1 pseudogene is annotated in these 565 nt (G+C 38.4%); it reads right to left on the minus strand.

Annotation, left to right across the window (positions count from 1 at the left end):
• A pseudogene (glmU, locus tag ACFIK8_RS12860) lies at positions 1-565 on the minus strand (bifunctional UDP-N-acetylglucosamine diphosphorylase/glucosamine-1-phosphate N-acetyltransferase GlmU); the annotation flags it as partial.

The raw sequence follows: 565 nt of genomic DNA on the forward strand, positions 1-565 counted from the left end.
GACTTCACAAAAGTTTCCAATCTTTACCGATCGCGCCAACTCTGTTCCAGGACGCAAATGTGCATAGGGCCCAATCTGAGCATCAATACCAACCACAGCGCCTTCTAGATAACTAAATGCATGAATAACCGCACCAGATTGCACTTTTACTCCCAACCCAAAATAAACATTTGGCTCAATCACCACCCCTTGTTCAATCTCTGTATCATAAGAAAAATAAACAGTTTCTGGTTTAAGTATTGTAACACCAGACAACATTAAATCGCGGGCTTTCCGCTTTTGCCATAAAGAATCAGCTTCAAAAAGCTCAAAACAGTTATTAATTCCTACAATATTGTCAAAAGGCACTTCAACAACTCGAACCTCTAATCCTTCACGTGATGCAATTGAAACGATATCTGTTAGATAATATTCTTGCTTCGAATTGTAGTTATTAACTTTCTCTAAAAGGGAAAGCGCTCGCTTTCCGTTAAGAGCCAATATCCCGCCATTACAAAAAGAGATCTTTTTTTCTTCATCGCTGGCATCTTTTTCTTCTACAATCGCAATAAGTTTACCATTTTTC

It is taken from the genome of Bartonella sp. MR168JLCBS (assembly GCF_042194175.1).